Annotated in this window: 24 protein-coding genes; 12 read left to right on the plus strand and 12 right to left on the minus strand. The window is 67.9% G+C overall.

The window, feature by feature from the left end; genetic code table 11:
- Nucleotides 1-55 precede the first annotated feature (55 nt).
- Nucleotides 56-739: a response regulator transcription factor gene (locus J3367_RS14210; RefSeq protein ID WP_009211447.1), complete on the plus strand. Its 684-nt coding sequence runs from the start codon at nucleotides 56-58 to the stop codon at nucleotides 737-739.
- 226 nt (nucleotides 740-965) lie between these two features.
- Nucleotides 966-1,421, plus strand: a complete 456-nt coding sequence (locus J3367_RS14215; protein ID WP_024351930.1) for a cyclic nucleotide-binding domain-containing protein — start codon at nucleotides 966-968, stop codon at nucleotides 1,419-1,421.
- 39 nt (nucleotides 1,422-1,460) lie between these two features.
- Here the strand turns inward: J3367_RS14215 and J3367_RS14220 are convergent, their stop codons facing one another.
- The 4 genes from J3367_RS14220 to J3367_RS14235 form a co-directional block, all read right to left on the minus strand.
- Complete coding sequence (locus J3367_RS14220; RefSeq protein WP_024351931.1) at nucleotides 1,461-2,267, minus strand: exodeoxyribonuclease III; 807 nt, start codon at nucleotides 2,265-2,267, stop codon at nucleotides 1,461-1,463.
- Nucleotides 2,268-2,452: 185 nt separating this feature from the next.
- Nucleotides 2,453-3,139, minus strand: a complete 687-nt coding sequence (locus J3367_RS14225) for a hypothetical protein (RefSeq protein WP_024351932.1) — start codon at nucleotides 3,137-3,139, stop codon at nucleotides 2,453-2,455.
- Nucleotides 3,140-3,407: 268 nt separating this feature from the next.
- Nucleotides 3,408-4,052: an outer-membrane lipoprotein carrier protein LolA gene (locus tag J3367_RS14230; RefSeq protein ID WP_024351933.1), complete on the minus strand. Its 645-nt coding sequence runs from the start codon at nucleotides 4,050-4,052 to the stop codon at nucleotides 3,408-3,410.
- Nucleotides 4,053-4,218: 166 nt separating this feature from the next.
- On the minus strand, nucleotides 4,219-7,065 hold the full coding sequence (locus J3367_RS14235; protein WP_024351934.1) for a DNA translocase FtsK: 2,847 nt from the start codon (nucleotides 7,063-7,065) through the stop codon (nucleotides 4,219-4,221).
- A gap of 207 nt (nucleotides 7,066-7,272) precedes the next feature.
- Here J3367_RS14235 and J3367_RS14240 point away from each other — a divergent pair, with 207 nt between their 5' ends.
- Nucleotides 7,273-7,542 (plus strand): GNAT family N-acetyltransferase, encoded by a 270-nt coding sequence (locus tag J3367_RS14240; protein WP_024351935.1) that lies wholly within the window; start codon nucleotides 7,273-7,275, stop codon nucleotides 7,540-7,542.
- Between the two features lie 85 nt (nucleotides 7,543-7,627).
- Here J3367_RS14240 and J3367_RS14245 read toward each other — a convergent pair whose 3' ends face one another.
- The 4 genes from J3367_RS14245 to tesB all read right to left on the minus strand — a co-directional run bounded on the left by J3367_RS14245 (nucleotide 7,628) and on the right by tesB (nucleotide 12,109).
- The gene (locus J3367_RS14245; RefSeq protein ID WP_024351936.1) at nucleotides 7,628-8,992 is read right to left on the minus strand and encodes an ammonium transporter; all 1,365 of its coding nucleotides are present in this window, start codon (nucleotides 8,990-8,992) and stop codon (nucleotides 7,628-7,630) included.
- Nucleotides 8,993-9,276: 284 nt separating this feature from the next.
- On the minus strand, nucleotides 9,277-10,647 hold the full coding sequence (locus J3367_RS14250; RefSeq protein WP_024351937.1) for an ammonium transporter: 1,371 nt from the start codon (nucleotides 10,645-10,647) through the stop codon (nucleotides 9,277-9,279).
- Between the two features lie 17 nt (nucleotides 10,648-10,664).
- Nucleotides 10,665-11,003 carry a P-II family nitrogen regulator gene (locus J3367_RS14255; protein WP_029703667.1) on the minus strand — a complete coding sequence of 113 codons (339 nt, stop codon included), beginning with the start codon at nucleotides 11,001-11,003 and terminating at the stop codon, nucleotides 10,665-10,667.
- A 239-nt stretch (nucleotides 11,004-11,242) separates the two neighbouring features.
- Nucleotides 11,243-12,109: an acyl-CoA thioesterase II gene (tesB, locus tag J3367_RS14260; RefSeq protein WP_024351938.1), complete on the minus strand. Its 867-nt coding sequence runs from the start codon at nucleotides 12,107-12,109 to the stop codon at nucleotides 11,243-11,245.
- Between the two features lie 140 nt (nucleotides 12,110-12,249).
- Here tesB and J3367_RS14265 point away from each other — a divergent pair, with 140 nt between their 5' ends.
- The 9 genes from J3367_RS14265 (at nucleotide 12,250) to J3367_RS14305 (ending at nucleotide 20,400) form a co-directional block, all read left to right on the plus strand.
- Complete coding sequence (locus J3367_RS14265) at nucleotides 12,250-13,500, plus strand: ubiquinone biosynthesis hydroxylase (protein ID WP_024351939.1); 1,251 nt, start codon at nucleotides 12,250-12,252, stop codon at nucleotides 13,498-13,500.
- A 194-nt stretch (nucleotides 13,501-13,694) separates the two neighbouring features.
- Complete coding sequence (locus tag J3367_RS14270) at nucleotides 13,695-14,045, plus strand: DUF2849 domain-containing protein (RefSeq protein ID WP_024351940.1); 351 nt, start codon at nucleotides 13,695-13,697, stop codon at nucleotides 14,043-14,045.
- 73 nt (nucleotides 14,046-14,118) lie between these two features.
- Entirely contained in the window at nucleotides 14,119-15,807 is a 1,689-nt protein-coding gene (locus J3367_RS14275) for a nitrite/sulfite reductase (protein ID WP_024351941.1), read from the plus strand.
- On the plus strand, nucleotides 15,804-16,307 hold the full coding sequence (locus J3367_RS14280) for a DUF934 domain-containing protein (protein WP_024351942.1): 504 nt from the start codon (nucleotides 15,804-15,806) through the stop codon (nucleotides 16,305-16,307). Before J3367_RS14275 ends, J3367_RS14280 begins: the two co-directional genes overlap by 4 nt.
- 4 nt (nucleotides 16,308-16,311) lie before the next feature.
- The gene (locus J3367_RS14285; RefSeq protein WP_024351943.1) at nucleotides 16,312-17,100 is read left to right on the plus strand and encodes a phosphoadenylyl-sulfate reductase; all 789 of its coding nucleotides are present in this window, start codon (nucleotides 16,312-16,314) and stop codon (nucleotides 17,098-17,100) included.
- On the plus strand, nucleotides 17,097-17,999 hold the full coding sequence (gene cysD, locus J3367_RS14290) for a sulfate adenylyltransferase subunit CysD (RefSeq protein WP_024351944.1): 903 nt from the start codon (nucleotides 17,097-17,099) through the stop codon (nucleotides 17,997-17,999). Before J3367_RS14285 ends, cysD begins: the two co-directional genes overlap by 4 nt.
- A gap of 1 nt (nucleotide 18,000) precedes the next feature.
- The gene (gene cysN / locus J3367_RS14295) at nucleotides 18,001-19,737 is read left to right on the plus strand and encodes a sulfate adenylyltransferase subunit CysN (RefSeq protein WP_024351945.1); all 1,737 of its coding nucleotides are present in this window, start codon (nucleotides 18,001-18,003) and stop codon (nucleotides 19,735-19,737) included.
- Nucleotides 19,737-19,901: a hypothetical protein gene (locus J3367_RS14300; RefSeq protein WP_155898553.1), complete on the plus strand. Its 165-nt coding sequence runs from the start codon at nucleotides 19,737-19,739 to the stop codon at nucleotides 19,899-19,901. The genes cysN and J3367_RS14300 overlap by 1 nt, the downstream gene beginning before the upstream one ends.
- Before the next feature lie 187 nt (nucleotides 19,902-20,088).
- Nucleotides 20,089-20,400 carry a hypothetical protein gene (locus J3367_RS14305; protein ID WP_024351946.1) on the plus strand — a complete coding sequence of 104 codons (312 nt, stop codon included), beginning with the start codon at nucleotides 20,089-20,091 and terminating at the stop codon, nucleotides 20,398-20,400.
- 80 nt (nucleotides 20,401-20,480) lie between these two features.
- Here the strand turns inward: J3367_RS14305 and J3367_RS14310 are convergent, their stop codons facing one another.
- From J3367_RS14310 to J3367_RS14325, 4 genes are all read right to left on the minus strand, one after another.
- Nucleotides 20,481-20,681 (minus strand): Trm112 family protein, encoded by a 201-nt coding sequence (locus J3367_RS14310; RefSeq protein ID WP_024351947.1) that lies wholly within the window; start codon nucleotides 20,679-20,681, stop codon nucleotides 20,481-20,483.
- A gap of 94 nt (nucleotides 20,682-20,775) precedes the next feature.
- Nucleotides 20,776-21,462, minus strand: coding sequence for an LON peptidase substrate-binding domain-containing protein (locus J3367_RS14315; protein ID WP_024351948.1), 687 nt, complete (start codon nucleotides 21,460-21,462; stop codon nucleotides 20,776-20,778).
- 147 nt (nucleotides 21,463-21,609) lie between these two features.
- Entirely contained in the window at nucleotides 21,610-22,674 is a 1,065-nt protein-coding gene (gene trxA / locus J3367_RS14320) for a thioredoxin (RefSeq protein ID WP_024351949.1), read from the minus strand.
- The gene (locus tag J3367_RS14325) at nucleotides 22,671-23,189 is read right to left on the minus strand and encodes a prolyl-tRNA synthetase associated domain-containing protein (protein ID WP_029703681.1); all 519 of its coding nucleotides are present in this window, start codon (nucleotides 23,187-23,189) and stop codon (nucleotides 22,671-22,673) included. Before J3367_RS14325 ends, trxA begins: the two co-directional genes overlap by 4 nt.
- Nucleotides 23,190-23,205: the final 16 nt, after the last annotated feature.

The raw sequence follows: 23,205 nt of genomic DNA on the forward strand, positions 1-23,205 counted from the left end.
AGCCGCGAGCCGCTCCGTCGGCGCGACGGCAGAGAAAACCGGGCGACGATATCGCATGAGCGTACGCAGCATTCTCATCGTCGATGACGACACCGATCTTCGGCAGACCCTGGCCGACCAGCTCTCCCTCCACGAGGAGTTCACGGTCCTGCAGGAGCCCGACGCGACCAAGGGCATCAATGCCGCGCGGGCCGGGCTGATCGACCTCGTGGTGATGGATGTCGGCCTGCCCGACATGGACGGCCGCGAGGCGGTGAAGGTCCTGCGCAAGACCGGGTTCAAGGCGCCGATCATCATCCTGACCGGCCAGGACACCGACGCCGACACCATTCTCGGCCTCGAGGCGGGGGCGAACGACTACGTCACCAAGCCGTTCCGCTTTGCCGTGCTGCTGGCCCGCATCCGCGCCCAGCTGCGCCAGCACGAGAACAGCGAGGACGCCACCTTCCAGGTCGGCCCCTACATCTTCAAGCCCAGCCAGAAGGTGCTTCTCGACGACAAGGGCGGCAAGATCCGCCTGACCGAGAAGGAGACGGCGATCATCCGCTATCTCTACCGCGCCGACCGCCGGGTGATCACCCGCGACGTGCTGCTGGAGGAGGTCTGGGGCTACAATTCCGGCGTCACCACCCACACGCTGGAGACCCATGTCTACCGGCTGCGCCAGAAGATCGAGGCGGACCCGTCCAGTGCGCGGATCCTGATCACCGAATCCGGCGGCTACAAGCTCGTCCCCTGATGCTGGCCGCCCCGGAAAGCTGCGGATGAGCGCTGCCTGCCGGTCGGAAGCGGCAGGTCGTGAGTTTCCATCAATTCGCCGCTCCCGTATAACCATTCGCTAACGCTCCCTTGGCGGGGAAACAGGTCCGGCTGCGCCGGGCAACGAAACGACGGGCAGCCAGAGCTGCGACGGTGCTGGTCAACGGGCCGCCGCGAACCCGGCAGGAGATCGGTGCGCCGACCAGATGAGTCTCGAAAGCGACATCGCCGTCCTGCGCAACGTGCCCCTGTTCGAGGATCTGCATGCCGACCAGTTGCGGCTGCTGGCCTTTGGCGCCGAGCGCCGGCGGCTGCACCGCGACGAGTTCGTGTTCCGCGAGGATGCCCGCTCCGATGCCGGTCTGGTCATCGTGTCGGGCGAGATCGCGCTGCTGCGCGGCCGGCCGGAGCGCCAGATCGTCGTCGGCACCTACGGCCCCGGCACGCTTCTGGGCGAAATGGCCCTGATCACCGAGACCCGTCGCCCGACAAGCGCCCGCACGCTGACCGACTGCGAGCTGATCCGCATCACCCGGCCGCTGTTCCGGCGCATGCTGGAAGAATATCCCGACTACGCCGCCGGTCTTCACGCCAAGCTGAAGGCCCGGTTGGCCGAGATGACCGGCGACATCCTCGCCATGGAACACCGCTTCACGAGTTGAACCCAGGGCCGCGCCCGCAAGGGGCGCCCGTTCCCTAACTTAATCGATGTTGAAGCTCGCCAGCACCGGCACGTGGTCGGAGGGCCGCTCCCAGCTGCGTGCGGCGCTCATCACGTCGATCGTGGTCAGGGCCGGCGCGAGGTCCTGCGATCCCCAGATATGGTCGAGGCGTCGGCCGCGATTGGACGCCGCCCAGTCCTTGGAACGGTAGCTCCACCAGGTGAAGAGCTGCTCGTCCATCGGCACGTGATGGCGCATCAGGTCGGTCCAGCGCCCGTCGGCCTGCGCCCTCAGCAGCCCCTCGCATTCGATCGGCGTATGCGAGACCACCTTCAGAAGCTGCTTGTGCGACCAGACGTCGGTCTCGAAGGGGGCGATGTTGAGATCGCCGACGAGCAGCGAGGAGACGCCCGGCTCGGCCTCGGCGCTGATCAGCCTCATCTCCTCGATGAAGTCGAGCTTGTGCTTGAACTTGACGTTGACCTCCGGATTCGGCTCGTCACCCCCCGCCGGCACATAGAAATTGTGCACCCGCAGCCGCCGCCCGCCGATGCTCAGCCGCGTCGACAGATGGCGCGCATCGCCGATCTGGCAGAAATCCTGGCGCACGATGTCGTCGAAGGGCTGCTTCGAGACCGTGGCGACGCCGTGATAGCCCTTCTGGCCATGGATCGCGATGTGCTCGTAGCCGAGCGCCTTGAAGGCCTTTTCCGGAAACTGGTCGTTCGGGCACTTGGTCTCCTGCAGGCACAGGATGTCCGGCTGCCGCTCTTCCAGGAGCCGCTGCACCAGGGGCATGCGCAGGCGCACCGAATTGATGTTCCAGGTCGCGATGGTGAAGGGCATGGGCAGTTCCGGCGAAAACACGATGGGGCCCCCGCTTAGGCGGCCTGCCGGCACCGTTCAAGTCTTGCCCGCTCATGCAACCGGCGCCGCACGAGGCGGCGCCGGTCCGGTACGGTATGGCGAAGAAGCCGAAGGCCGGCACAGTCCTGCCGCCGTGCCGCGGCCCCACTCCAGCCGAAGGCCGATCAGCGGACCTGCTGCACGACCTTGCAGAGCGCCACGAGACCGCGGTCGAAGGCGTTCGGATCGGCCATGATGCCGGCGCAGCGGCGCACCATCGCCGTCTGCTCCGACCGCGACATGCCCTCGAAGGCCGCATGATAGCGCGCCTCGTCTCCGTCGAAGCCCTGCGCGGCGCCCGGATTGGGGATCTGCGGGCCGGTCGGCGCGGGCACGGCGGTGCCGCCCGGCTGCTGCGCCGTGCCGCCAAGGGAGACGCGGCCGTTCGTGTCGATGCCGTTCTGGCCGCCAAGGGCGACAGACACGCCCGCATCGGCGCCGCTGCCGCCGCCAACCGAGGCCCCGACACCGGCGTTCACGCCATTGCCGCCACCGATGGATGCACCGGCCCCCGCGTTGACGCCGCTGCTGCCACCGACCGAGGCCCCCGCACCAGCGTTGACGCCATTGCCTCCGCCAACCGATGCGCCGGCGCCCGCGCCGACACCGCCGCCGTCATGGCCTCCGGCCGAGGCGCCAGCCCCGGCACTGATGCCGCCGCCGCCACCGACCGACGCGCCCACGCCGGCACTGACCCCGCCGACGGAGGCGCCGACGCCCGCGCCAATCTGCGCCAGTGCGGGCGACGCCACCGCAAGCGCCGATCCGACAAGAAGAGTAGAAAGGATGATCCGAGGGTTTGCTGCACTCATGACTGCCTCCTTTTCTCGTGACTGCCGAACAGCAGTCGTCGAGCGGTTAATCCAGTCGGAGGACGGATCGTTTCAGGCCACCCGTCTTGCGTTAATCTTTTGATTAACACCGGGTAACCATGAAAAACCTGTTTCGAGCAAGATATTGCGCTGCGATACGCAGGGCGATGCCGGTCTTGGCGCCGCGGGATCGTGCCCGCGGCCGCCGAAGCGTGAACCGGCGAAGCGCCGCAGGGCTAGGCTTGCCAGCCCCGCGACGCGGGCCGCGTCAGTTGCCGGTCTGGCCCTGGGCGATCGCGGTATAGGGGATCTTGAACGTCGATTCGGCGATGTCCCCGCCATGCTTGACGTTGTAGATCATCACCGTGGTGTCCTTGCCCTGCTGGTCGCGGATCGTCCACTGCTTGAGTTCGTAGCTCTTCGGATCGAACATCAGCGTGATCCGCGAATTGCCGAAGATCGAGCTGTCGCCCATGACGATCGTCGTCAGGTCCGGCTCTTCCTTGACGCTCTGGATATTCGCCTGGGAGAGGTCGATCCGCCGGTCGAGCAGCAGCTTAAGCGGCGTCTTCGACAGCGGATAGGTGTCCCAGGTGTTCAGCTTCTTGTTGTTGATCGCCACGGTGGAGCCGTCGGCGATCACCCGTAGCGGCTGCTGGGTGTAGTCGAAGCGCACCTTGCCGGGCTTCTCGATATAGAACTTGCCCTCGGTCTGCCGGCCGTTCGGATCGAACTGCACGAAATCGCCGTGCATCGAGGGGATGCCGGCGAAATGATCGGCGATCTGCTGGGCGCCGGCCTGCGCCGCGGCAGGACCGGCCGCCATCGGACCGCAGACCGCGGCGACGGCAAGCGTCGCAGCCAGGGCGCGGGTCGTGGCGAAGCGGGAGATAATGTCGAATGTCTTGGCCATGGTGATGGATACTTCCCTTGTTCCGAAGTCCGCCCTTCGTCTCATGCGGGGGATATAGGGCCCCGGAGCCGTTTCGGCGCGGGGGGCCCTTCCTTGGACGTCAGTCTGGGGGAGCAATGGGGCGCGCGTGCGGCGCACTGGCCTTGTTTCGCGCGCCCTCCGGCGATCACATGCGGTCGTCTTCGGTCGGCACCAGGATCTCGCGCTTGCCGGCGTGGTTGGCCGCGCCGACGACGCCCTCGCGCTCCATCCGCTCGATGATCGAGGCGGCGCGGTTGTAGCCGATCGACAGCCGCCGCTGGACGTAGGAGGTAGAGGCCTTGCCGTCGCGCAGGACGATCGCCACCGCCTGGTCGTAGAGGTCGGCGCCCTCGTCCGGCTCGCCGCCGCCCGAACCGCCGCCGGAGCCGCTGTCGCCGCCATCTTCCTCGTCCTCCTCGAGGATCGAGTCGAGATAGTCCGGCACGCCCTGGCTCTTCAGGTGATTGACGATGTCCTCCACCTCGGCGTCGTCGACGAACGGGCCGTGGACGCGCTGGGTGCGGCCGCCGCCGGCCATGAACAGCATGTCGCCCATGCCCAGGAGCTGCTCGGCGCCCTGCTCCTGCAGAATGGTGCGCGAGTCGATCTTCGAGGTCACCTGGAAGGAGATACGGGTCGGGAAGTTGGCCTTGATCGTACCGGTGATGACGTCGACCGACGGGCGCTGGGTCGCCATGATGACGTGGATGCCGGCGGCGCGGGCCATCTGCGCCAGGCGCTGCACCGTGCCCTCGATGTCCTTGCCCGCGACCATCATCAGGTCGGCCATCTCGTCGATGATGACGACGATGTAGGGCAGCGGCGACAGGTCGAATTCCTCGGTCTCGAAGATCGGCTCGCCGGTCTCGCGGTCGAAGCCGGTCTGGACCGTGCGCGAGATCGTCTCGCCCTTCTCCATGGCGGCCTTCACCCGGGCATTGAAGCCGTCGATGTTGCGCACGCCGACCTTGGACATCTTGCGATAGCGGTCCTCCATCTCGCGGACGGTCCACTTCAGCGCGACGACCGCCTTCTTGGGGTCGGTGACCACCGGGGCCAAGAGATGCGGGATGCCGTCATAGATCGACAGTTCCAGCATCTTCGGGTCGATCATGATCAGGCGGCACTCGGCCGGGGTCATCCGGTAGAGCAGCGACAGGATCATGGTGTTGATCGACACCGACTTGCCCGAGCCGGTGGTACCGGCCACCAGCAGATGCGGCATCTTGGCGAGGTCGGCGATCACCGGCTCGCCGCCGATGGTCTTGCCCAGCGCCAGCGGCAGCTTGGCCTTGTTCTGGATGAACGCGTCGGAGCCGATCATCTCGCGGAAATAGACCGTGTCGCGACGCTGGTTCGGCAGCTCGATGCCGATGGCGTTCTTGCCGGGAATGACCGCGACGCGGGCGGCGATGGCGCTCATCGAGCGGGCGATGTCGTCCGACAGGCCGATGACGCGCGACGACTTGATGCCGGGTGCCGGCTCCAGTTCGTAGAGGGTGACGACCGGGCCCGGACGGACCTCGATGATCTCGCCCTTGACGCCGAAATCCTCCAGCACGCCTTCGAGCAGGCGGGCATTCTCCTGCAGCGCCTCGGGCGACAGCGAGCTGTCGCGGCTGCGCGGCTTGGGCGGCGTCAGGAATTCGATCGACGGCAGCTCGAAGCGCACCGGGTCGGCGACCGTGGTGACCGGCTTCAGGGCCGTGGCGCGGCCGGAGCCGGTGCGCAGGCGCTGCTGTTCGGCGGTGACGGTGGCCTGCGGCACGACGCGCACGCCGGCATCGGGCTGCGGGGCTGCGGCGCGCTGCGGCGGCCGGGCGGGTGCGCCCTGCCCTTCGGCACGGCCGCGTGGCTCGCTGCGCGGCGCTTCGGCGGCCGGCGCCTTGCGGCCCGGGAAGGCGACGATGTTGCCGGCCAGAAGCCCGCGCCAGCCGCCGTTCTCCTCGGGAATCGGTGCGGCGTTGGGCGACACGCGGTCGGCGGGGCCGACTACCATGGCATCGTCGCCGAGGGCCGGCTGCGCCTCGTCGAAGCTGCCGTCATAGGCCGCCGGCTCGTCGCCATAGGGCACGTCATCCTGCCAGTTGCCGGCATCGGTCATGCCGTCATCCTCGGGATAATCCGCCATCGGGTCGTGATATCCGGCGCCGGTCTCGACCTGCGCCGCGACGCGGATCTCGCGCCCGCTCTGCATCTGCGGCTGCTGCGCGGCCTGCGGCGTCGCGAAATCGTCGTCCTGCCAGTCGTCGAAGCGATCGCCGAATTCCGCCGGCTCGCGCGCGGCGCGCCGGGCTTCGAGGTGACGCTGCACCGAAGAGCGGACCGAATAGGCGGTATGGGCCAAAGCGCCGATGGCCAGCGCCACGCGGCTTTCGCCGGCCTCCTCGTCCTCATCCTCGACGGGACGGCGGCGAGTGTCCGCCACGGGCCTGGCGCGGTTGCGATCGATCAGACCGGCGCCGTTGAGGAACAGCCAGCCGGCCGGCGCGGCGATCATCACCGCGAAGACGAAGCCGAGAAAGCCGCTCGGATAGGCGCCGGTGGCCAGCGCCGGGAATTTCAGCACGATGTCGCCGGCCACGCCCCCAAGCCCGATCGGCAGCGGCCAACCGGCCGGGGCCGGCAGGCAGCCGAGGGCCGCCGAGGCGAGAACGATGCCGGCCAGCGCGTACCAGGCGCGGCGCCAGATATGATCGACGGACAGACCGGACAGGAACAGAAGGCCCCAGATCGCCGGCAGCGCGACGAGTAGCGCCGCGCCCAGGCCGAAGATCTGCATGGCGAGATCGGCGACCACGGCACCGGCCGGACCGGCCCAGTTCTCGACCATGTTCTGGTTCGACTGGCTCAGCGACGGATCACTGACCGTCCAGGTGGCGCAGGCGACGCCCAGATAGGCCGCCAGGCCGATCAGACCTGCCGCACCGCAGAGTTCGCCCTGCCGCCGGATGAAGGAAGTTTGGCTGTCGCCACTCGCCGTCGATGCCATCGTGTCCTGCCTGTCTCGTCGTCGCGGACCGGCCCGAAGCGGCGGGTCCACTGCTTGCGCGGAGAGTAGGCGCGGCTGGTTAAGACCCGTTTAAGCTTAAGAGGAAGTTGCGGCGGCTGCGGCAAAGCCCGCCGGAACCGCCTCCGGCTTGCCACGGCCAGCCTTGCCTCCCATGTCGCGGCCGACAGTGACAGATGGAGCAAAGGCATGGACATTCGCCACGAGAATCACGGCGGCAAGGGCCGCTTTTCGACGCCGGGCGGCAAGTCGGAGCTGACCTACACGATGGCCGGCGAGACGACGGCGATCTTCGAACACACCTATGTGCCGGCCAGCGAACGCGGCCAGGGCATCGCCGCGAAACTTCTGGCCGCGGCGGTCGACTGGGCCCGCGGCGCCGGCGTGACCGTGGTGCCGCAATGCTCCTACGTTCAGGCGCAGTTCCGCCGCCATCCCGAATACCGCGAGCTTCTTTGAGGGCGGCGCCGGCCGCCTCCCCTTGCAAACGCCAACGGGGACGGGCTTGCGCCCGTCCCCGTCGAGTCAGCCTTGGGAGGATGGCTTAGGAGTGGTAGGCGACCTCGCCGTGATAGGCGAGATCGAGGCCCTGGCGCTCGGCCTCGGCGGTCGGCCGCAGCCCCACGGCCATGTCGACGAGCTTGAACAGGATCGCCGAGATGACGCCGCACCACACGATGGTGACGAGGACGGCCCAGATCTGGATCATGGTCTGCCCGGCGATGGAGAAGTCCGCATCGCCCGTGCCGCCCAGCCAGGGCGCGGTGAAGATGCCGGTGCCGATCGCCCCGACGATGCCGCCGACGCCGTGGATGCCGAAGACGTCGAGGCTGTCGTCATAGCCGAACTTGTTCTTCACGACATCGACGAAGAAGTAGCAGATGCCGCTGGAGATCGCGCCGAGCACGATCGCTCCGACCGGCCCGACCGTGCCACAGGCCGGGGTCACCGCGACGAGGCCGGCGACGATGCCGGAGGCTGCGCCCAGCATCGAGGCCTTGCCGCGCATCATCGTCTCGATCACGCACCAGGCGACCAGCGCGCCGGCCGTGGCGGTGAAGGTGTTCAGCATGGCCAGCACCGCGCCGCCGGTCGCCTCGAGATTCGAGCCGGCGTTGAAGCCGAACCAGCCGACCCACAGGATCGAAGCGCCGACCATGGTCAGCGTCATCGAGTGCGGGGCCATCATGTCGCGGCCGAAGCCGGCGCGCTTGCCGACGAACAGGCAGCCCACCAGCGCCGCGATGCCGGCATTGATGTGGACGACGGTACCGCCGGCGAAATCGAGCGCGCCCCAGTTGAAGATCAGGCCCGAGCCGTCCCACACCATGTGGGCGATCGGGAAATAGACCAGCGTCACCCAGAGCACGGTGAACAGCATCACCGCCGAGAACTTGATGCGCTCGGCGAAGGCGCCGACGATCAGGGCGGGCGTGATGACCGCGAAGGTCATCTGGAAGGCGATGAACAGATATTCCGGCAGCGCGACCCCGTCGGTGAAGGTGGCCGCGGTGGAATCGACGGTCACGCCGGCAAGGAACAGCTTGCCGAAGCCGCCCCAGTAAGGGCTGGTGCCGCCGCCGAACGCCATGGAGTAGCCGTAGACCACCCAGATGATCATCACGACGCCGGCGATGACGGTGCACTGCATGAGCACCGACAGCATGTTCTTGGCCCGCACCAGCCCGCCATAGAACAGCGCCAGGCCCGGCAGTGTCATGAACAGGACGAGCAGCGTCGCGGTCATCATCCAGGCGACGTCGCCCTTCTCGACGACGGGCGCTGCCGCCGCAGCCGCATCAGCCACCGCGGCCTCCTGGGCCAGCGCCGGACAGGCAAGCGCCGCGGCAAGGCCGAGGCCTGCGGCGAGAGCCGGCAGATGGCGTTTCAGACGGGAAGTGGTGACCATGTCGCTCTTCTTTCCAGTGCGCCCCTGAAGGGGCCGGAGAGGAAGCGTCGCGGCGCTCCCGCGGGCAGACAATCAAAAGCCGTGCCATATCCCCGAAGCAGCGCGCAGCGCCTTAAAACTGGCCGATCTGACGCCATATCCGCCGCCAGGGCTGCGCAATCTGCCTGTTTCGCGCCCAGAGTGACGCTTTGTTAGGCATACCGGTCACGTGTTTGGCATCGGCGCCCCGAACGTGAAAAGGGGGCCACAAGGGCCCCCTTCTCGCATCGTTCGGCAGGATCGGATCAGGCGCGGCCGACCGAGAACTCCGGATAGGCTTCCACGCCCACCTCGGTTCGATCGAGGCCAAGCGCCTCTTCCTCCTCGCTGACCCGGATGCCCATCACCGCCTTCAGGATCGCCCAGACCACCAGGCTGACGACGAAGGTGAAGACACCGTAGGCGAGAACGCCGATCAGCTGCACGCTGAAGCTCGTCTCCGCATTGGTCAGCGGCACAGCCATCGTACCCCAGATACCGGCAAGCAGATGGACCGGGATCGCACCGACCACGTCGTCGATCTTCAGCTTGTCCAGCAGCGGCACCGCGAAGACCACGATCACGCCACCGACGGCACCGATCAGGATCGCCGACAGGGGCGACGGCTGCAGCGGCTCCGCCGTGATCGAGACGAGACCCGCCAGGGCGCCGTTCAGCACCATGGTCACGTCGACCCGCTTGTAGATGACCTGCAGCAGGATCAGCGTGGCGACCACGCCGCCGGCCGCGGCCAGGTTGGTGTTGGCGAAGATGCGCGACACGTCCGACACGTCGTTGATCGTGCCCATGGCGAGCTGCGATGCACCGTTGAAGCCGAACCAGCCGAGCCACAGGATGAACGTGCCCAGCGTGGCGAGCGGGATCGACGAACCCGGCATGGCGACGCCGCGACCGTCAGCGGTGAAGCGACCCTTGCGTGCGCCCAGAAGCAGCGCGCCCGCCAGTGCAGCCCAGCCACCGACCGAATGGACGAGGGTGGAACCGGCGAAGTCGGAGAAGCCCATCACCGACAGCCAGCCGGCGCCCCACTGCCAGGAACCGGCGATCGGGTAGATGAAGCCGGTCAGGATGACCGTGAAGGCGAGGAACGGCCACAGCTTGATGCGCTCGGCCAGCGTGCCCGAGACGATCGAGGCGGCGGTGGCCACGAAGACCATCTGGAAGAACCAGTCGGAGGCCGTCGAATAGCCGGTGGCGAGGTTGTTGCCGCCCACAGCGTCGAAGCTGTAGGTGCCGAAGGAGCCGAAATAGCCGCCGTCGACGCCGGTGTACATGAGGTTGTAGCCGACGATCCAGTACATGATGCCGGCGATGGAATAGAGCGCGATGTTCTTCAGGCACTGCATCGACACGTTCTTGGAACGCACGAGGCCGGCCTCGAGCATGGCGAAGCCCGCCGCCATCCACATCACCAGGAAGCCGCCCACGAGGAACAGCAGGGTGTTGAAGATGTAGGCGACGTTCGGCTCGGTCGCATAGGCGACGGCCGCCGCGGCAGCGTCGGAGCCCTGGCCCGCAGCTTCGGCCGCAGCAGGCGCGGCGTCCTGGGCGAAGGCGGCGGTGGCCGCCAGGCCGGTCAGCGTGCCGGCGGCGAATAGGAGTTTCGTGAACTTCATGGTCCGGTCGCTTCCTCTCACAGTGCGTTGACGTCGACTTCGCCGGTCCGGATGCGGACCGCCTGGTCGATGCCGAAGACGAAGATCTTGCCGTCGCCGATCTGGCCGGTCTTGGCGGCGGTCTGGATCGCCTCCACCGTCCGGTCGACCAGATCGACCGCGACCGCGACCTCGATTTTCAGCTTGGGCAGGAAGCTCACCGCGTATTCGGTTCCGCGGTAGATCTCGGTGTGGCCCTTCTGGCGCCCGTAGCCCTTGACCTCGGTGACCGTCAGCCCCTGGACGCCTATGCCGGTCAGTGCTTCGCGCACCTCGTCCAGCTTGAATGGCTTGATGATCGCCATCACGATTTTCATGTTCACCTCGAACCTTGGGCGGCTGGGAGCACCGCCGAGTTGAGCCAGCGAATGCCGGGAGCGTCATGCGCCCGACGGTTGACTGACTCAGAGGAAAACAAGGTCCGTGCCAAACGGGCCGAACAACCGCCAACCAAGCGATTTTTCTGGCCAGGGCCCTCGGGCGCCACTTTTTCAGGCACCCGGCATCAGACCGACCTGCATGTTTTATGTGCAGATCGGGCGGTCGTGATGGTTTTCTAGGCGCCCCGGCGCGGCCGGATCAGCCCTTCCTGCGCGACCGAGGCGGTCAGGACGCCGTCGGCGGAATAGAGCGAGCCGCGGGTCAGCCCGCGGGCGCCGGAGGAGGACGGGCTGTCCTGGGCGTAGAGCAGCCAGTCGGAGACCCGCACCGGCCGGTGGAACCACATGGCGTGGTCGAGGCTGGCGGCCTGGATGCGCTTGTCGAACACCGACAGGCCGTGGGCGAAGAGCGAGGTGTCGAGCAGCGTCATGTCCGATAGATAGGCCAGCACCGCCGCATTCAGTGCGCGGTCGTCGCCGATTTCGCCCGGGCAGCGCACCCAGACCCGCTGCACCGGCTCCAGCTTGTCGGTCGTCAGATAGTGGTCGAAGGAGATCGGCCGGAACTCGATCGGCCGCGGCCGCTCCCAGTAGCGCCGCACCGCTTCGGGCGCCCGCTTCAGGATCGTCTGGTTCAGATCCTCGCCATGCGGCACCTCGTCCGGCCCCGGCACGTCCGGCATCGTCGCCTGATGGTCCAGCCCCTCCTCGTCCTTCTGGAAAGAGGCCGACAGCGAGAAGATCGCGTGGCCGTGCTGGATGGCGACGACCCGGCGGGTGGTGAAGGAGCCGCCGTCACGGATCCGGTCGACGTCGTAGATGATCGGGGTGGCGGGGTCGCCGGGACGCATGAAGTAGGAATGCAGCGAATGACAGAAGCGGTCGGCCGGCACGGTGCGCTGCGCGGCGACCAGCGCCTGGGCGATCACCTGGCCGCCAAAGACCCGCTGCCAGCTCTGGTCCGGACTGGTGCCACGGAAGAGATTCTCCTCGATCCGCTCCAGGTCGAGGGTCTCGAGGAGCTTTTCAACGGCCTCTGTCATCCTAGATTCACTCCGGTACGCGGACAGATCGCCGCCGTTCGCCTGACCCGGCGTTGCACCACAAACCGGCAGATGGTCAACCGGTTTCGGACCGAATCTGCCCCGCCGCCCTCGCGCGTGCGCGATATCAGGAGCCTTGCATGTCCGACGACACCCTTGCCGATTCCCAGCCCGAGCACGCCGACATCGTGGTCGCCGGCGCCGGCTATGTCGGCCTGACGACGGCGGTGGCGATCGCGGATGCCGCGCCGTCTCTGAAGATCGTCCTCGTCGACGCCGCACCCGAGGGCGTCTGGCAGCGCGACGGCCGCGCCTCGGCCGTGGCCGCCGCCGCCATCCGCATGCTGGAGCAGCTCGGCATCTGGCAGGAGGTCGCCGACGAGGCCCAGCCGATCACCGAGATGATCGTTACCGATTCCCGCACCTCCGATCCGGTGCGGCCGGTCTTCCTGACCTTCGGCGGCGAGGCGCGACCGGGCGAGCCCTTCGCTCACATGCTGCCCAATGTCGCCCTGAACGGCGCCCTGCGCAAACGTGCCGACGCGCTCGGCATCGAGATCCGCGCGGCCACCGCGGTGTCCGGCATCGACCAGAAGCCGGCCTCGATCCGCGTCAAACTCGCCTCCGGCGGCGCCATCGAGGCGCGACTTCTCGTCGCCTGCGACGGCGTGCGCTCGGCGATCCGCGACATGGCCGGCATCGGCACCGTCCACTGGGATTACGGCCAGTCCGGCATCGTCGCGACCGTCGCCCACGAGCGTCCGCATCACGGCCGCGCCGAGGAGCATTTCCTCCCCTCCGGTCCCTTCGCCATCCTGCCGCTGAAGGGCAACCGTTCGTCGCTGGTCTGGACCGAGCCGACCCGCGAGGCCGACCGCCTCGTCGCCTCCGACGACATGATGTTCGAACTGGAGCTGGAGCAGCGCTTCGGCCACAAGCTGGGCGCCCTGACCGTCGAAGGAGGCCGCCGCGCCTTTCCGCTCGGCCTGACGCTCGCCCGCGACTTCGTGCGGCCGCGCATCGCGCTGGCCGGCGATGCGGCCCACGGCATCCACCCGATCGCCGGGCAGGGCCTCAATCTCGGCTTCAAGGACGCCGCGGCGCTGGCCGAGACCGTCGTCGAGGCCGCCCGCCTCGGGCTCGACATCGGCGCCCTCGACACCTTGCAGACCTACCAGCGCTGGCGGCGCTTCGACACCGTGCAGATGGGCATCACCACCGACGTCCTGAACCGGCTGTTTTCCAACGACAATGGCCTGTTGCGCGCGGCGCGCAGCTTCGGCCTGTCGCTGGTCGACCGCACCCCGCGGCTGAAGGATTTCTTCATCGGCCAGGCCGCCGGCCTGCATTCCGGCGCCTCGCCGCGGCTCCTCCAGGGCGAGGCCATCTGAGGGCTCCGCCCCGGCGAAACGGCAGCATTTCGGGGCGTCTGGAACGATTCTATCGCCCCGCACGCCCCCGGCAGCAAATTCTTTCCCGCCTTGCCGCTGCTCGGCAATGCCCGCCGCCGATCCGAGGATCGAATACGCCTATGTAGGGTCAACGCGACGTGGCCTTATGGGGCCGATGGCAGGGAGCAACCGACATGGCGAAGGATCACCGCGCCGGATCGAAGGTCAGGGGCGACAAGCTGCCGGCGATCGTGATGGCCAATCACCTTCTGGAAGGCGACGTCGTCTTCCTCGCCGACAGCGGCTGGACGCTCGACCCGTCCAAGGCCCGCGTCGCCTATGACGCCGAGACGGCCGACGCCATGGAGGCCGAGGGCAAGGCGGCGCTCGCCGCCAACATGGTGGTCGACCCCTATCTCGTTCCAGTCGACATCGAGGGGTCCGGCCTGCCGGTCGCCCGGCATTTTCGCGACGCCATGCGCCAGAAGGGTCCGTCGATCCATCCGGACATGGGCAAGCAGGCCGAATACGAGACGCCCGCCTGAGCCGCGCATCTGCGCGACAGGGGATGGCAGCCGGCCGGACCGGCGCCGAGACGAGCTTGAAGAGGACACGAGCATGTATCGCTATGACGAGTTCGACGAGGAGTTCGTGCGCGAACGCGTGGCCCAGTTCCGCGGTCAGGTGGCCCGGCGGCTGGACGGCTCGCTCTCGGAAGACGAGTTCAAGCCGCTGCGGCTGAAGAACGGCCTCTATCTCCAGCTCCACGCCTACATGCTGCGCATCGCCGTGCCCTACGGCACGCTGAGCTCGAAGCAGCTGCGCCAGCTCGCCGACATCGCCGAGACCTACGACAAGGGCTACGGCCACTTCACCACGCGTCAGAACCTGCAGTTCAACTGGCCGAAGCTGAAGGACGTGCCGGCGATCCTCGACATGCTCGCCGATGTCGAGATGCACTGCATCCAGACCTCCGGCAACTGCATCCGCAACGTCACCGCCGACCAGTTCGCCGGCGTCGCCGCCGACGAGGTGGAGGATCCGCGCCCGACCGCCGAGCTGATCCGCCAGTGGTCGAGCCTGCATCCCGAATTCACCTGGCTGCCGCGCAAGTTCAAGATTGCCGTCACCGGCGCCGAGCACGACCGCGCCGCGATCATGGTCCACGACGTCGGGCTGAAGATGAAGCGCGGCCCGGACGGCGAGCCCGGCTACGAGGTCGTCGTGGGCGGCGGTCTCGGCCGCACGCCGATGATCGGCAAGATCGTTCGCGACTTCATTCCGCGCGACGAGCTGCTCGCCTATCTCGAGGCGATCATGCGGGTCTACAATTCCGAGGGCCGGCGCGACAACAAGTTCAAGGCGCGGGTGAAGATTCTTGTCCACGAGACCGGCGAGGAGGAATTCCGCCGCCGGGTCGAGGCCGAATACGCCCAGCTCGACGGGCCGACGATCAACGCGCCCGAGGACGAGGTCGCGCGCATCGCCGCCTATTTCGCGCCGCCGGCCTACGAGACCCTGCCCGACACCTCCGAGACGCTGGAAGCCGCGCGCCGCGCCGATCCGGGCCTCGATCATTTCGTCACGCAGAACGGCTTTGCCCACAAGCAGCCTGGCTACATCGCCCTGACCATCTCGCTGAAGGCCATCGGCGAGGTGCCGGGCGACATGTCGGCCGAGCAGATGCGCGTCTTCGCCGACATCGCCGAGCGCCATTCCCTGTCGGAGCTGCGCGTCACCCATTCGCAGAACCTCGTCCTTCCCTATGTGAAGAAGGACGAGGTGCCGGCGGTCTATGCGGCGCTGAAGGCGGCGGGCCTGGCGACGGCCAATGCCGGCCTCGTCACCGACATCATCGCCTGCCCCGGCCTCGACTATTGCGCGCTGGCGACGGCGAAATCGATCCCGATCGCCCAGGAGATCGCCCGGACGTTCCAGGACGAGGACCGCCAGCGCGACATCGGCCCGCTGCCGATCAAGATCTCCGGCTGCATCAATGCCTGCGGCCACCACCATGTCGGTGCCATCGGCATTCTCGGCCTCGAAAAGGCCGGCAAGGAGAACTACCAGATCACCGTCGGCGGCGACGCCACGGAGAACGCCGCCCTTGGCGAGCGCCTCGGCCCCGGCATCGACGCCGAGGACGTGCCGGGCGCGATCGAGAGCATCGTGCAGGTCTATCTCGGCGAGCGCCGGGAGGGCGAGGAGTTCATCCAGACCGTGCGCCGCGCCGGGCTGGAGCCGTTCAAGGCCGGCTTCACCGCCTATATCGCTTCGCGCCAGGCCGCGACGGAGGCAGCCGAATGACCCTGATCCGCGAGACCGGCGAGACGTCGGACCATTATCGCCGCGTCGACAGCATCGAGGCCCTAGGCACGGATGGCGCGCTGATCGTGCCGCTGGCCCTGGCAGAGGCGGCCAAGGACCATCTCGCCGGCCGCCGCTTCGGCCTGTCGGTACCCAACAACGCCGCGGTGGAGGACATCGCGCCGTTGCTGGCGGACGTGGACCTGGTCGTGGTCGAGTTCCCGGCCTTCTCCGATGGCCGCGGCTTCTCGCTGGCCAAGCGCCTGCGCCGGGCCGGCTTCGAGGGCACGCTGCGCGCTTCGGGCCCGCTCATCGCCGACCAGTTCGCCGATGCGCTGGCCTGCGGCTTCGACGAGGTGGAGCTGCCCGAGACCATGGCCAACCGCCAGCCCGTCCAGCAGTGGATGGAGGCCAAGGACACCATGAGCCGCCACTACCAGAACGGCTACGGCGACGACCGCAGCATTCTGAGAAAACGGCTGGCCGCCCGCGAGGCTTGAAACGATGACCGCAACCCTGCCCGATCTGGCCGCGACACTGAACGGTGAATTCGCGGGCCTGACGCCGCTCGAACGCCTGCAGGCGATGGTCGCGCGCGTCGACGGTCCCGTCGTCTTCACCACCAGTCTCGGCATCGAGGACCAGATGATCACCCATCTGATCTTCTCGAACGATCTGCCGATCCAGGTGAAGACGCTGGACACCGGCCGGCTGTTTCCCGAGACCTACGCGCTGTGGCGCGAGACCGAGGAGAAATACGGCCGTCGCATCCGGGCGATGTATCCGCAGGCCGAAGCGCTGGAGGAACTGGTCAACGATCAGGGCATCGACGGCTTCTACTACGCGCCGGAATTTCGCAAGAATTGCTGCGGCGTGCGCAAGGTGGAGCCGCTCGGCCGGGCGCTGGCCGGGGCAGCGGGCTGGATCACCGGCCTGCGCCGCGACCAGTCGGCCAACCGTTCCGACATGGATTACGTCGCCTTCGACGGCGCCCGCGGGCTGATCAAGGCGAACCCGATCTTCGACTGGACGCGCGAACGCATCGCCTCCTTCACCGCCGCCGAAGGCGTGCCGGTGAACGCGCTGCACGCGCAGAACTTCCTGTCGATCGGCTGTGCGCCCTGCACCCGCGCCATCCGGCCGGGCGAGCCCGAGCGGGCCGGCCGCTGGTGGTGGGAAGAAGAGACCAAGCGCGAATGCGGCCTGCATGTCGATGACGACGGCCGGCCCATGCGCGCCGACAACAACCGTCCCGCCGAAGGGGACGCGGCCTTCGAAAGGCTCCCGCAATGAAGCACATGACCCATCTGCAGCGGCTTGAGGCCGAGTCGATCTTCATCATCCGCGAGGTTGCGGCGACCGCCGACAATCCGGTGATGATGTATTCGATCGGCAAGGATTCGGCCGTCATGCTGCATCTCGCCATGAAGGCCTTCGCCCCCGGCAAGCCGCCCTTCCCGCTGCTTCATGTCGACACGACCTGGAAGTTTCGCGAGATGATCGAGTTCCGCGACCGCCGGGCGCGCGAGCTGGGCCTCGACCTCATCGTCCACACCAATCAGGACGGCGTGCGCGACGGCATCAGCCCGTTCGCCTCGGGCAGCCGGGTGCACACCGAGGTGATGAAGACCCAGGCGCTAAAGCAGGCCCTCGACAAGTACCAGTTCGACGCGGCCTTCGGCGGCGCGCGCCGCGACGAGGAGAAGTCCCGCGCCAAGGAGCGCATCTTCTCGCTGCGTTCGGCCGAACATCGCTGGGACGCCAAGAACCAGCGGCCCGAGCCCTGGCGGCTGTTCAACACCCGCAAGAAGAAGGGCGAGAGCTTCCGCGTCTTCCCGCTGTCCAACTGGACCGAGCAGGATGTGTGGGACTACATCGCCCTGGAGAACATCCCGGTGGTGCCGCTCTATTTCGCCAAGACCCGGCCGATCGTGCGCCGCGACGGCGCGCTGATCATGCGCGACGACGAGCGCATGGAACTGCGCCCGGGCGAGACCGTCGAGAACATGATGGTCCGCTTCCGCACCCTTGGCTGCTACCCGCTGACCGGCGCGGTGGAATCCGAGGCGGCCGATCTCAAGGACATCATCTTAGAAATGCGGGGCTCCCGCACCTCCGAGCGCCAGGGTCGGGTCATCGACCAGGATTCCGGCGCCTCGATGGAAGAGAAGAAGCAGGAAGGCTATTTCTGACATGACCATCGCCGTGCAGAAACGCCCCCGCGAGGATGCGGTCGACACCGCCCTCACCGGCCATGCCAATCCCGCCGTGATCGCCGAGGACGAACGCTTCGCAGGCCCCGCGCCCGACGATGGCGATGTGGCCGTGGTCGATCCGCAGGCCGCCATGCAGCCTGCGCTGGCGCCGGCCGAATCCCTCCTGCGCTTCATCACCTGCGGCTCGGTGGACGACGGCAAGTCGACCCTGATCGGCCGTCTGCTCTTCGAGACCAATGCGGTCTTCGACGACCAGATGGACACGCTGAAGCGCGATTCCCGCAAGTTCGGCACGACCGGCGAGGATCTCGACTTCGCGCTGCTGGTCGACGGCCTGTCGGCAGAGCGCGAGCAGGGCATCACCATCGATGTCGCCTATCGCTATTTCTCGACCGGCAACCGCGCCTTCATCATCGCCGACACGCCGGGCCACGAGCAGTACACCCGCAACATGGCGACCGGCGCCTCGCAGGCCGAGCTCGCCGTCATCCTCGTCGATGCGCGCAAGGGCATCCTGCCGCAGACGCGGCGGCACTCCTTCATCACCTCGCTCGTCGGCATCAAGAGCGTCGTGATCGCCATCAACAAGATGGACCTCGTCGACTTCAGCCAGGAACGCTACGAGGCGATCCGGCGCGACTACGAGGCGATCCTGCCGCAGCTCGGCTTCACCGACGTCTCCTATGTGCCGCTGTCGGCTAAGAATGGCGACAACATCGCCGCCCCGTCGCCGAACATGCCCTGGTATGATGGCCAGACGCTGCTGCAGCGCCTGGAGACCGCGACACCGGAGACCTTCGACGCCGGCTCGGCGCCGTTCCGCCTGCCGGTGCAGTGGGTCAACCGCCCCAATCTCGACTTCCGCGGCTTTGCCGGCACCATCGTCGGCGGGCGTGTCGCCCCCGGCGACGCGATCGCCGTCATGCCCGGCCGCCGCACCACCACCGTCAAGGCGGTCTGGGGTCCCGACGGCGAGGTGGCCAGCGCCGAGGCCGGCGAGGCGGTCACCCTCACCCTTGCCGACGAGGTCGATGTCTCGCGCGGCGATGTCCTCGTCGGGCCCTCCGACACGATCGCCGCCCAGAAGACCGTGACCGCCGACATCCTTTGGATGGCCGACCGGCCGCTGATTTCCGGCGGTCGCTACGTCGCGCGCCTCGCCACCTCGACGACGCCCGCCTCGGTGCGCAGCCTCGACAACGCCATCGACATCCACACCTTCGAATCCGGTGCGGCCAACGTTCTTCTGATGAACGAGATCGGCCAGATCACCCTCGGCTTCGACCGGCCGGTGATGGCGACGACCTACGAGGAAAACCGCGAGCTCGGCTCCTTCATCCTGATCGATTCGCTGACCAACGAGACCATGGCGCTCGGCATCGTGCGCACGGTCTCCGCCTCCGACGAGATCACCCAGGCCGTGCCGGCCGAAGCGCCGCTGTCCCCTCTCGCCCGGGCGCAGGCCCTGTGGTTCGGCGCCGCCGAGGGCGAGCATCGCAAGGGCCACGGCAAGCTGATCCGCTACCGGGCGGCCGGTGCGGTGATGATCGGCATCCTCGCGCTGCTGTTTGGGCTGGGGATCGGTTTCGCCGTTCTTCTGGCGGCGATCGACTTCGTGCTGCGGCCGTTCCTGGCGCTCATGACCGGCGGCGGTGATCTGCCCGGAAAGAACGGCGCCGACCCGACCACGGTGGGCGACGGAGCCGGCATTTGATGGCGGCAGGCACGATCGGGCCCTGCACCGAGGATCGCGGCAACCCGAGCGACGACATTCGCCGCTCGCGGCGGGTGCGGCGGCGGCTGCCGCTGATCGAACTGATGCTGCTGGTCGCCTCGATCGCGGTCTGCGCCGCCTTCGTGCTGGACTGGCTCGGCTGACCGGGTGATCGCGATCCTCCCCGTCGAGGCCGTTAACCGGCACGGCGGGGAGATGGCCGCAGCATGGCCCCTGCCCGAAAATCGTCCCTGAATGAGCACCTCGCAGTCACGTCCCCGCCATCCACCGCGCCGAGGTTCTGGCCATGGACGGATCGGAGCCTTCGATCCGCATCGACGGAGTGACCTCATGAAGACCACCCTTCTCGCCGCCGCGGTTCTCGCCTTCGGCGCCGGCGGCGCCTTCGCCCAGGAAGCCCAGACCGCACCGCAGAAGACCCCGACCTGCGCCGAGGCCCTGCCCCAGATCGAATCGCTGATCGGCCAGGCCGACCAGGCCGGTCTGAAGACCGAGACCGCCGAGGATCACGTCGAGACGGCGCGCGCCGCCCAGACCTCGCAGGACGAGGAAGGCTGCATCCGCGCCCTCGTCATGGCGCAGAACGATGTGCTGACGCAGGCGCAAGAGGCCACGCCGGCGCCCGAGACCAGGCAGCAGTAAGCTGCGCATATCCAGACAATGCACGAAGGGCCGGCGCATCAGCGACCGGCCCTTTTCATGTCGGCACAAATCGGCGCGGCTCAGTCGAGGGTGCGCGCCTCGGACGGCAGCATGATCGGGATGCCGTCGCGGATCGGATAGGCGAGCCGCGCCGCCTCCGACACCAGCTCGTTGCGCTCCCGGTCGTAGCTCAGCGTCGTCTTGGTCAGCGGGCACACCAGCAGCTCCAGCAGCTTGGGGTCCGGCTGGCCGGCCTGGTGCCGGGGGCTCGTCTCGGTCATGGCATGTCCTTCAGCGCGGCGTTGCGGCGGCCGTTGCGCGTCTTATCGCCCGCCGGCCAAGCGGCCGCAATCGCCGTCGGCCGGCATGGGTCGCCTATTGCAGCGTGTGTGGCGGCGAACCGTCGCCACCATCGCCATCGCGGGCCAGCGAGATCTCGGTGATCGCGATCAGCGTCTCGGCCCGCGTCTTCAGGTCCGGCGCTTCCAGCAGCGCCTGCTTCTCGGCCGCGCCATAGGGCGACATCATGCAAAGCGCGTTGACCAGCGTCTCGTTCGACGCCCGGGTGACGCTTTCCCAGTCGGCCTCGAGCTGGTTGGCGTCGAGATATTGCCGGAACGCCTTCAGCAGCGCGTCGCGGTTCACCTCGTCCGCACCCTTGCCGAAATCGAGATCGCCGAGGAACGGCTTGACCCGGAAGGAGCGATAGGGCGCGCGGGTGGCCAGCTCTTCCAGGGTCCGGAAGCGCACCACGCCATGCAGATTGAGGATGTAGCGGCCGTCGCCCGATTCGGTCAGGGAGGTGATCCGGCCGAAGCAGCCGACCTGGCAGAGTTCGGGTTCGCCGTCGGAACGCGCGCCGCCGTCGAGGCTGGGCTGGATCATGCCGATGATCCGCGCGCCCGCCATGGCGTCGTCGATCATCTCCAGATAGCGCGGCTCGAAGATGTTGAGCGGCAGTTGACCGCCCGGCAGGAGCAGGGCTCCCGAGAGCGGGAACACCGGGACCGTGTCCGGCAGGTCCGAAGCGGTCCGGTAGTTGATATTGCCAGCGTGAACCAAACGATGTCTCCGTGTCAGACACCGAAGTTGGATCGGTCGCCGGCGATCTCAAGGGATGCGGCAGAAGGCGGCAGGCACGGCGCGCCCTGTCGTCCCCCCGAACAGGCCGCACCGGACCGCGCATTGTCGCGCGGTCCGGAACGGAATTCAGGAGAACAGGAGGCCCGACAGGCGCCGCCGCGCGTCCTTGGTCGCCGGATCGGTCGGTCCCCAGGCCTGGAAGAACTCCAGGAGCTTGGTGCGGGCCGCATCGTCGTCGAAGCTGCGGTCACGGCGGATGATCTCCAGGAGGTGCCCCGCCGCCGTCTGGCGGTCGCCCTTGGCCTGGGCGATCAGCGCCAGGTCGTAGCGCGCCCGGTGATCGTCCGGATCGCTCTCGATGCGCTGCTGCAGCAGCACCGGATCGCCGAGCTGGGCGATCTCCTCGGCGAGCTTCAGCTTGGTGCGCACCGCTTCCACGGCCGGGTCCTCGGTCTTCCCCTCGCCGGCGACGTCATACTGGTCGATCAGCGCCTTGGCGCGGGCCGCGTCGCCGGTCGCCAGATAGCATTCGGCCAGGCCGCCCGTCGCGCCGGCATGGCCCGGCTCGTGCTGCAGGACGGCGCCGAAGATCTGTGCCGCACCGCCGGCGTCGCCATCGGCCAGAAGCTGGTTCGCCTGCTCCATCGCCTGGGCCACCGGATCGTTGCCGCTGCCCCCCTGGCCCTTGGTCACGCGATCGATGAAGGCCTTGATCTCGCTCTCGGGCAGCGCGCCCATGAAGCCGTCCACCGGCTGCCCGCCGACAAAGGCGAACACCGCCGGGATCGACTGCACGCCGAGCTGACCGGCGATCGACGGATGGTCGTCGATATTCATCTTGACCAGCTTCACCTTGCCGCCGGCGGCCGCGACGGCGCGCTCCAGGATCGGCGTCAGCTGCTTGCAGGGGCCGCACCAGGGCGCCCAGAAATCGACGAGCACCGGCTGGTTGCGCGATTCCTGGATGACGTCGGCCGGGAACTGCGCCGTCGTCGTGTCCTTGACGAGGTCGGCTGCGGCCGGGGCGGAGGCGTCGCCGAAACCCTGCAGGGTGGTCGTCGGAGCGGCGGGCGCTGCCGGGGCCGCGGGCTGGCGCGGCGCGGCGGCGGACGGCGCCGCCGGCGTGGTCGACTGCTGGCCGTAGCCGCCATAGGAGGTGCCGCCGTAGGGGGCGTAGGGATTGTCGCTCATTCTGCCTGTCCGTCGCCGGCCGGCGCCTCGAGCCCGATGACAAGCGGCTCGTGCCCCGTTGATTGGAAGAACGCCATCAGGTCCGCCGTCGCGATCGTCGTCGTCGCTTCGTTGGTCATGGGATGGCAGTTCACCATATCGTGCATCAGAAGGCCTTCATCAAGCACGAGCCGGACCATGCCGTCGCGATCGTTGACGACGCCGAAGGCGGTCACCGATCCCGGCTCGACGCCGAGCAACGCGCGCATCTGGTCGGCGCTGGCGAAGGACAGCCGCCCCGATGCGCCGATGCGCTTGTGCAGGCCCTTCAGATCGACCGTCCGGCTCTCTTCGGCGACGACCAGGAAGATCGTCCCCTTCTTGTCCTTCAGGAACAGGTTCTTGGTGTGCCCGCCGGCGATCGTGCCGCGCAGCGCCTGGCTTTCCTCCACCGTGTGCAGCGGCGGGTGCGCCACGGTCGTGGTGGCGATGCCGAGCCCGTCGAGATAGGCCATCAGAGCGTCGCGGTCCTTCATCAGGCGTCTTCCCTTG

It is taken from the genome of Aurantimonas sp. NFXS3, assembly GCF_049132005.1.
Classification (GTDB): Bacteria; Pseudomonadota; Alphaproteobacteria; order Rhizobiales; family Rhizobiaceae; genus Aurantimonas; species Aurantimonas coralicida.